The sequence below is a fragment of the Streptomyces sp. NPDC040610 genome, assembly GCF_055594065.1.
This window is the reverse complement of record NZ_JBVIXA010000001.1, coordinates 1,570,443-1,578,446: the sequence shown is the minus strand read 5'-3', so window position 1 is coordinate 1,578,446 and position 8,004 is coordinate 1,570,443. Positions and strand designations below refer to the sequence as shown.

Below are 8,004 nucleotides of genomic sequence, written 5' to 3'. Positions count from 1 at the left end.
ACAGTGTCTGGTAGACGGGGTATCAACATATCTGGCGTTGACTTTTGGCACGCTGTTGAGTTCTCAAGGAACGGACGCTTCCTTCGTACTCACCCTCTCGGGCTTTCCTCCGGGCGCTTCCCTTCGGTGTTTCTTTTGTTCTTGCGTTTCCGACTCTATCAGATCTTTCCGGCTTCCCGTTCCGATCCGATTTCCTCGGCGCCTTCCAGGTATTCGCTTTCGCGTTTCCCTTTCCGGCGGCTCCGACTTTATCAGAGATTCTGAGTCGGAATTTCCGCCCCGTCCGAGTCGGCCTCCGGCACAACCGTGCGCGGCGCTTCCCCCTCTGGCGGAGCCGTAAACGTACTGGAGCGGGGCGCCCCGATGCAAATCGAGGCGCCCCGCTCCAGGGGACCGCTGGTCGGACCGGTCGAGTGACCGTCAGACCTCGACGACGACCGGAAGGATCATCGGGCGGCGACGGTAGTTGTCCGACACCCACTTCCCCAGCGTGCGGCGGATGAGCTGCTGCAGCTGGTGGGGTTCGACGACACCGTCCTGGGCCGACTTCTCCAGGACTTCCTGGACCTTCGGGATGACGGCGTTGAACGCCGAGTCCTCGATGCCGGAGCCCCGGGCCTGGACGTGCGGGCCGCCGGTGATCTTCCCGGTGGAGGAGTCCACCACCACGAAGACCGAGATGATGCCCTCGTCCCCGAGGATCTTGCGGTCCTTGAGGGCGGGCTCGCCCACATCGCCGACGGAGAGCCCGTCGACGTACACGTACCCCGCCTGGACCTTGCCGACGATCTTGGCCTTGCCCGCGACGAGGTCGACCACGACGCCGTCCTCGGCGATGACGATGCGGTCGTGCGGGACGCCGGTGAGGGCGCCGAGCTCGGCGTTGGCCCGCAGGTGGCGCCATTCACCGTGGACCGGCATCAGGTTCTTCGGCTTGCAGATGTTGTAGAAATACAGCAGCTCGCCGGCCGAGGCGTGGCCCGAGACGTGCACCTTGGCGTTGCCCTTGTGGACGACGTTGGCGCCCCAGCGGGTCAGGCCGTTGATGACGCGGTAGACCGCGTTCTCGTTGCCCGGGATGAGCGACGACGCCAGGATCACCGTGTCGCCGGAGACGATGCGGATCTGGTGGTCCCGGTTGGCCATGCGGGAGAGCGCGGCCATCGGCTCGCCCTGGGAACCCGTGCAGACCAGGACGACCTCGTGGTCCGGCAGGTCGTCGAGGGTCTTGACGTCGACGACCAGGCCCGGCGGGACCTTCAGATATCCGAGGTCACGGGCGATGCCCATGTTGCGGACCATGGAGCGGCCGACGAAGGCGACCCGGCGGCCGTACTCGTGGGCCGCGTCGAGGATCTGCTGGATGCGGTGCACATGGCTGGCGAAGCTGGCCACGATGATCCGCTTGCGGGCGCCCGCGAAGACCTGACGGAGCACGTTGGAGATGTCGCGCTCCGGCGGGACGAAGCCCGGGACCTCGGCGTTCGTCGAGTCGGAGAGAAGAAGGTCGATGCCCTCCTCGCTCAGACGCGCGAAGGCGTGCAGGTCGGTGAGGCGACGGTCCAGGGGGAGCTGGTCCATCTTGAAGTCGCCGGTGTGCACCACCATGCCCGCGGGCGTGCGGATGGCGACCGCGAGCGCGTCCGGGATGGAGTGGTTGACCGCGACGAACTCGCAGTCGAAGGGACCGACGCGCTCGCGGTGGCCCTCGGCGACCTCGAGCGTGTAGGGCCGGATGCGGTGCTCCTGGAGCTTGGCCTCGATCAGGGCGAGGGTCAGCTTGGAGCCGATCAGGGGGATGTCCGGCTTCTCGCGCAGGAGATAGGGGACACCGCCGATGTGGTCCTCGTGGCCGTGCGTGAGGACGATGCCCTCGATGTCGTCGAGGCGGTCCCGGATGGACGTGAAGTCCGGCAGGATGAGGTCGATTCCGGGCTGCTCCTCCTCGGGGAAGAGCACTCCGCAGTCGACGATCAGGAGACGCCCGTCGTACTCGAAGACGGTCATGTTGCGGCCGATCTCGCCGAGGCCGCCCAGCGGGGTGACCCGCAGGCCGCCCTTCGGGAGCTTCGGCGGGGCGCCGAGTTCAGGATGCGGATGACTCAAAAGACTCTCCTCACCACACACGCCACGTACCTCCGGGGCACGTGGCGCGCATGACGTTCGTGCAGTAGCAGTTGTGTGGGTGCAGGCATGTGGCCTGCGGTGTTGCCTATTCAGTTGTGAAGTCTGTGGTTAAAGCTGTACCCCACCGGCGGCAAGATCGATCTTGAGCTGGGCCGTCTCCTCGGGTGAGAGCTCGACCAGCGGCAGGCGCAGAGGTCCGCCGGGGCGGCCCTGCAGGGCGAGCGCCGCCTTGGTGGTGATCACACCCTGCGTACGGAACATGCCCGTGAAGACCGGGAGCAGCTTCTGGTGGATCTCGGTCGCCTTCTGGACGTCGCCGTTGGTGTACGCGTCGATCATCGCGCGCAGCTCGGGGGTGACGACATGGCCGACGACGGAGACGAAGCCGCAGGCGCCGACCGAGAGCAGCGGCAGGTTGAGCATGTCGTCGCCGGAGTACCAGGCGAGGCCGGAGCGGGCGATGGCCCAGCTGGCGCGGCCGAGGTCGCCCTTGGCGTCCTTGTTGGCGACGATACGCGGGTGCTCGGCGAGGCGCACGATCGTTTCGGTGTTGATCGGTACGCCGCTGCGGCCCGGGATGTCGTACAGCATCACCGGCAGCTCGGTGGCGTCAGCGATCGCCGTGAAGTGCCGGAAGAGGCCCTCCTGCGGGGGCTTGTTGTAGTACGGCGTGACGGTGAGCAGGCCGTGTGCGCCGGCGCTCTCGGCCGCGCGGGCCAGTTCGATGCTGTGCCGGGTGTCGTTCGTGCCGACTCCGGCGACGACGTGGGCGCGGTCTCCGACGGCGTCCACCACCGCTCGTACCAGCTCTGCTTTCTCCGCGTCGGTGGTGGTCGGGGACTCGCCCGTGGTGCCGTTGACGATCAGGCCGTCGTTGCCTGCGTCCACCAGGTGGGCGGCGAGCTGGCGCGCGCCGTCGAGGTCGAGTGCGCCGTCCGCCGTGAAGGGCGTGACCATGGCGGTGAGGACCCTCCCGAAGGGGGTCTGCGGAGTGGAGGTCGGAGCCATGGGTAACACGCTACTCGCTGCTCAGCACGGGGTCGCCCCTCGGGTGACGCACAGGGCCTGACACGGGAGGAGCCCGGCACTGCCTGCTCGGGGGTTCAAGCAGTGCCGGGTCCGTTTGATCAGGCTAGATGAACTTCTAGAAATGCCGCAATACGGACACTTCGCTCGGCCCATCCGCACATACGTGCCTCAAGACGCCATGTGTCCGCGCCTCGTGACGCGCGTCACGAGGCGCCGTACGCGGTCGCGCGCCCCGGTCAGGGAGCGACGCGGCCGTTGGCGTTGAACGCCGCGTGCGTGAGCGGCATGAGCGCGGCCCACTCCCGCTCCATCCTCTCGCCGACCATCTCGATCTCCCGCTGCGGGAAGGACGGGACCTTGGCCAGCTCGTGCTGGGTGCGCAGGCCGAGGAAGTGCATCAGGGAGCGGGCGTTGCAGGTCGCGTACATCGACGAGAACAGGCCCACCGGCAGGACCGCGCGGGCCACCTCCCGGGCCACGCCCGCGGCCAGCATCTCCTGATACGCCTCGTACGCCCGCCGGTAGGAGTCCTCGAGGACGCGGCCCGTCAGCTCCTGCTGGGCCCGGGTGCCCTCGACGAAGACGTACTTGCCAGGGCGGCCCTCCTGGACGAGGTTGCGGGACTCGTCGGGGACGTAGAAGACGGGCTGGAGCTCGCGGTACCTGCCCGACTCCTCGTTGTACGACCAGCCGACGCGGTGGCGCATGAACTCGCGGAACACGAAGATCGGGGCGCTGATGAAGAACGTCATCGAGTTGTGCTCGAAGGGGCTGCCGTGGCGGTCCCGCATCAGATAGTTGATCAGGCCCTTGGAGCGCTCCGGGTCCTTGCCCAGCTCGTCCAGGGACTGCTCGCCCGCGGTCGAGACCCGCGCGGCCCACAGCACGTCCTGGTCGGTCGCGGCGTGCTTGACCAGCTCGACCGTGACATCGCTGCGGAACGTGGGCTTGAGGTCTTCGGCGGGGGTCTCGCTCACCGGCGGGGTCCTTCCAGGTGCGTTGTGGTGCGGCCCGGGTGCGTCTGCGGGCGGCGCCCACTGTAGGGCCCGGCACTGACAAACGGCTGTCAGCTGCCCCGTCCCGACAATCTTCGGCGAATTTGCCGATACAGGGCACCTTTTGGGCGTTTCGAGCGTCTGTCTTGTTGACAGAGTTCAGTTCGAGTCCCGTGAGGAGACGCGCGCCCCATGTTCCGTCGGCGAGAGCCCGTACCCTTCGCCTTCATCGCCGAAGCCGACAAGTTCCGCAGCAACGTCACTCCCCCACCCCGTGAGCGCGCCACGGCCGGTCAGATCGTGGGCCGCACGCTCATCGGTCTCACCGTGGTCGCCGGTCTGGTGGGTTCCGTGCTCTTCGGCATGCCCGCGATGTCGGCCGACCAGTCGCCCGCCAAGACCCAGCAGTCCGAGGCCTCGGACGGGCGCTGACCGCACCGCCCGCCGCTGACCAGCGCTGACCAGCGGCAGCGGGAGAATTCCCGCACCCCGCCGTCCGAGTGGCGCGGGAGGTACCCCCTTGGCCCCCCAAGGGTGGTAGCAGGGAGCACGGCTCGATAACCTCACCGGGCACAGCCCATGCGTGGATTGAGTGAGGATCAGCCGTGCCCCTGCCTTTCCTGACCGCGGACCGCGCTTTCGACGAGGCCGCGCACGACGCCGCGCTCCCCTTCGACGACCGCGACCGCTGGCGCCGGCCGTACCGCCCGGGCCCCTGGCGCGTGGGCGCCGCCGCCGTGCTGCTCCTGCTCGCCTCGTTCGTCCTCGTGGCCGCCGTGATCATCGCCGCCGCCGGGGCCCTTTCGGGCGCCGCGATCTGCGTGGGCCTGTCCGTCCTCATCATCGCCGCCGCCCTGCGGCTCCTGCGCATGGGCACCTGGGTGAGCGCGCAGGGGCTGCGCCGCGTGGGCTTCCTGGGCACCCAGACGGTGCCGTGGGCCCAGGTCGCGGAGGTGCGCACGGCGCAGCAGCCGGTGCGGTGGCTGGGGCTGCCGCGCACGGTGCAGGGGCAGGCCCTCGTGCTCGTACGACATGACCGGGCGGCCGGTGAGCGGCGGCTGCTCCTGACCGACCGGAACGCGGACTTCCTGGCGCGGCGCGCGGCCTTCGACCGGGCCGCCGACACGGTCGAGGTCTGGGCCGACGAGTACCGCCGCACGGCCTGAGCGCACGGCCTAGGCGCCGACCGGCCTGCCCTCGCGCAGGGCGATCGCCCGCTGCATGGCCTTGCGTGCGCGAGGTGTGTCGCGGGCGTCGTGGTAGGCCACGGCGAGGCGGAACCAGCAGCGCCAGTCGTCGGGGGTGTCCTCCGTCTCGGCCTTGCGCTTGGCGAAGACCTCGTCGGCGGAGTCCCGGTCGATGCGGCCGCCGGGCGTGCGCTTCAACTCGTCCACGGGCAGCCCGCCCTCGGCCTCCAGCTCGGCCGCGAGCCGGTTCGCGCGCTGCACGAACCGCGTGTTCTGCCACAGGAACCAGACGCCGATGACCGGCAGGATCAGCACCGCGACACCGAAGGTGACGGTGAGGACGGTGCCGTGCTTTATCAGGAGCACACCGCGGCTGCCGACCAGGACGAAGTAGACGACCAGGACGGCGGCCGTGACGGCGTAGGTGATCTTTGCGCGCATGACGTCAGTTCAGGTCCAGGAAGTGTTCAAGGCCGAAGGTCAGGCCCGGTGTGGCCACGACCCGGCGGGCGCCGAGCAGGATGCCCGGCATGAAGCTGCTGTGGTGCAGCGAGTCGTGGCGGACCGTCAGGGTCTCGCCCTCGGCGCCGAGCAGCACCTCCTGGTGGGCGAGGAGGCCGCGCAGGCGCACGGCGTGCACGGGCACACCGTCGACGTTCGCACCCCGGGCCCCGTCGAGCGCCGTCGCCGTCGCGTCCGGCTGCGGGGCGCTGCCCGCCTGCTCGCGGGCGGCGGCGATGAGCTGGGCGGTGCGGGTCGCGGTGCCGCTGGGGGCGTCGACCTTGTTCGGGTGGTGCAGCTCGACGACCTCGACCGACTCGAAGTAGGGGGCAGCGATCTGCGCGAACTTCATGGTCAGGACCGCGCCGATGGAGAAGTTCGGGGCGATGAGGACGCCCGTCTCCGGGGACGCGGCCAGGGACGTCCGCAGCTGCGCGAGGCGCTCGTCGGTCCAGCCCGTCGTACCGACGACGGCGTGGATGCCGTGCCGTACGCAGAAGTCGAGGTTGCCCATCACCGAGGCCGGGGTGGTCAGTTCCACCGCGACCTGGGCGCCGGTCTCGACCAGGGTGTCCAGGCGGTCGCCGCGCCCGAGGGCGGCGACGAGATCCATGTCCTCGGCGGCCTCGACGGCCCGCACGGCCTCGGAGCCGATCCGGCCCTTGGCGCCGATGACCGCCACGCGCAGCTTGCTCATGTCCTTCATTCCTTACGGGAGTGACGAGACGTACGGGACGTACGTACCGGGGCCGCGCGCGCCGCGCGGCCCCGCACGCACGAACCTACGCGACCGCTTCGTGCAGGCGCTCCGCCTGCTTGCCGCGGAGCGGGCCTATCGCCGACAGCGAGGGGCGCCGGCCCAGGACGTCCCGGGCCACCTCGCGCACCTCGTCGGGCGTGACCGCGGTGATCTTCGCGAGCATGTCGTCGACCGACATCTGCTCGCCCCAGCACAGCTCGCTCTTGCCGATACGGTTCATCAGCGCGCCGGTGTCCTCGAGGCCGAGGACGGTGGAGCCCGCGAGCTGGCCGATGGCACGGGCGATCTCGTCGTCCGTGAGGCCGTGCTGCGCGACCTGGTCCAGCTCGTCGCGGCAGATCTTCAGGACGTCGTGCACCTGGTTCGGACGGCAGCCCGCGTACACACCGAAGAGGCCGGTGTCGGCGAAGCCCGAGGTGTACGAGTACACGCTGTAGGCCAGGCCGCGCTTCTCGCGGACCTCCTGGAACAGGCGTGAGGACATGCCGCCGCCGAGCGTCGTGTTCAGGACGCCGAGGGCCCAGCGGCGCTCGTCGGTGCGGGCCAGGCCCGGCATGCCGAGGATGACGTGGGCCTGCTCCGTCCTGCGGTCGACGAGCTCGACGCGGCCCGCGGTGGTCAGGCGGCGGGCGCCGGACCGCGGGGCGAGGGGGGTGGCGTCCGTGCGGTGCAGCGCGTCGGCCTTCTCGAAGGCGGCGCGGACCTGGCGGACGACCTTCTGGTGGTCGACGTTGCCCGCGGCCGCGACGACCAGGTGCGTCGGGTCGTAGTGCTTCTTGTAGAAGCGGCGGATGCGGTCGGCCGTGAGGGCGTTGATGGTGTCGACGGTGCCGAGGACCGGGCGGCCGAGGGGGGTGTCGCCGAGCATCGTGTGCGCGAACAGGTCGTGCACGCAGTCGCCCGGGTCGTCCTCGGTCATGGCGATCTCTTCGAGGATGACGCCGCGCTCGGCGTCGACGTCCTCCTGCTCGATGAGCGAGCCGGTCAGCATGTCGCAGACGACGTCGATGGCCAGCGGCAGGTCCGTGTCGAGCACGCGTGCGTAGTAGCACGTGTACTCCTTGGCCGTGAACGCGTTCATCTCGCCGCCGACCGCGTCGATCGCCGAGGAGATGTCCAGGGCGCTGCGCTTCCTGGTGCCCTTGAAGAGCAGGTGCTCCAGGTAGTGCGTGGCGCCGTTCAGGGACGGGGTCTCGTCCCGTGAGCCCACGTGGGCCCAGATGCCGAAGGTGGCCGAGCGGACGGACGGCAGGGTCTCGGTGACGATGCGCAGGCCGCCGGGGAGGGTGGTCTTGCGGACCGTGCCGATGCCGTTCTCGCCCTTGATCAAGGTTTGGGTACGGGCGACGGCCCGCGCCTCCGAGGAGGTGCGGGCCGTCGTCGTGGTGCTACGCGACGTCACTTG

At 69.6% G+C, this 8,004-nt stretch carries 8 protein-coding genes; 2 read left to right on the top strand and 6 right to left on the bottom strand.

Features of this window, described 5'->3' with window-relative positions; genetic code table 11:
• Positions 1-420: 420 nt before the first annotated feature.
• From ACZ6AA_RS06930 to thyX, 3 genes are all read right to left on the bottom strand, one after another.
• On the bottom strand, positions 421-2,106 hold the full coding sequence (locus tag ACZ6AA_RS06930; RefSeq protein ID WP_030363224.1) for a ribonuclease J: 1,686 nt from the start codon (positions 2,104-2,106) through the stop codon (positions 421-423).
• A gap of 129 nt (positions 2,107-2,235) precedes the next feature.
• Positions 2,236-3,135 (bottom strand): 4-hydroxy-tetrahydrodipicolinate synthase, encoded by a 900-nt coding sequence (gene dapA, locus ACZ6AA_RS06925; protein ID WP_468482020.1) that lies wholly within the window; start codon positions 3,133-3,135, stop codon positions 2,236-2,238.
• Between the two features lie 257 nt (positions 3,136-3,392).
• Positions 3,393-4,133: an FAD-dependent thymidylate synthase gene (gene thyX / locus ACZ6AA_RS06920; protein WP_471456572.1), complete on the bottom strand. Its 741-nt coding sequence runs from the start codon at positions 4,131-4,133 to the stop codon at positions 3,393-3,395.
• Between the two features lie 210 nt (positions 4,134-4,343).
• On the opposite strand from thyX, the gene ACZ6AA_RS06915 reads away from it, so the two are divergent.
• Both ACZ6AA_RS06915 and ACZ6AA_RS06910 read left to right on the top strand, forming a co-directional pair.
• A complete protein-coding gene (locus ACZ6AA_RS06915) occupies positions 4,344-4,583 on the top strand; it encodes a hypothetical protein (RefSeq protein WP_385724696.1) in 240 nt (79 codons plus the stop codon).
• A 173-nt stretch (positions 4,584-4,756) separates the two neighbouring features.
• Positions 4,757-5,317, top strand: coding sequence for a PH domain-containing protein (locus ACZ6AA_RS06910; RefSeq protein ID WP_468451764.1), 561 nt, complete (start codon positions 4,757-4,759; stop codon positions 5,315-5,317).
• A 9-nt stretch (positions 5,318-5,326) separates the two neighbouring features.
• Here the strand turns inward: ACZ6AA_RS06910 and ACZ6AA_RS06905 are convergent, their stop codons facing one another.
• The 3 genes from ACZ6AA_RS06905 to ACZ6AA_RS06895 form a co-directional block, all read right to left on the bottom strand.
• Positions 5,327-5,779, bottom strand: coding sequence for a hypothetical protein (locus tag ACZ6AA_RS06905; protein WP_468482017.1), 453 nt, complete (start codon positions 5,777-5,779; stop codon positions 5,327-5,329).
• A 4-nt stretch (positions 5,780-5,783) separates the two neighbouring features.
• On the bottom strand, positions 5,784-6,536 hold the full coding sequence (gene dapB / locus ACZ6AA_RS06900; protein ID WP_289945090.1) for a 4-hydroxy-tetrahydrodipicolinate reductase: 753 nt from the start codon (positions 6,534-6,536) through the stop codon (positions 5,784-5,786).
• Positions 6,537-6,621: 85 nt separating this feature from the next.
• Complete coding sequence (locus ACZ6AA_RS06895; RefSeq protein ID WP_471456568.1) at positions 6,622-8,001, bottom strand: M16 family metallopeptidase; 1,380 nt, start codon at positions 7,999-8,001, stop codon at positions 6,622-6,624.
• Between the last annotated feature and the right edge of the window lie 3 nt (positions 8,002-8,004).

Coding starts and splice junctions, on each gene's coding strand:
- dapA (WP_468482020.1), bottom strand. CDS start 3,135: ATGGCTCCGACCTCCACTCCGCAGACCCCCTTCGGGAGGGTCCTCACC.
- ACZ6AA_RS06915 (WP_385724696.1), top strand. CDS start 4,344: ATGTTCCGTCGGCGAGAGCCCGTACCCTTCGCCTTCATCGCCGAAGCC.
- ACZ6AA_RS06905 (WP_468482017.1), bottom strand. CDS start 5,779: ATGCGCGCAAAGATCACCTACGCCGTCACGGCCGCCGTCCTGGTCGTC.
- dapB (WP_289945090.1), bottom strand. CDS start 6,536: ATGAGCAAGCTGCGCGTGGCGGTCATCGGCGCCAAGGGCCGGATCGGC.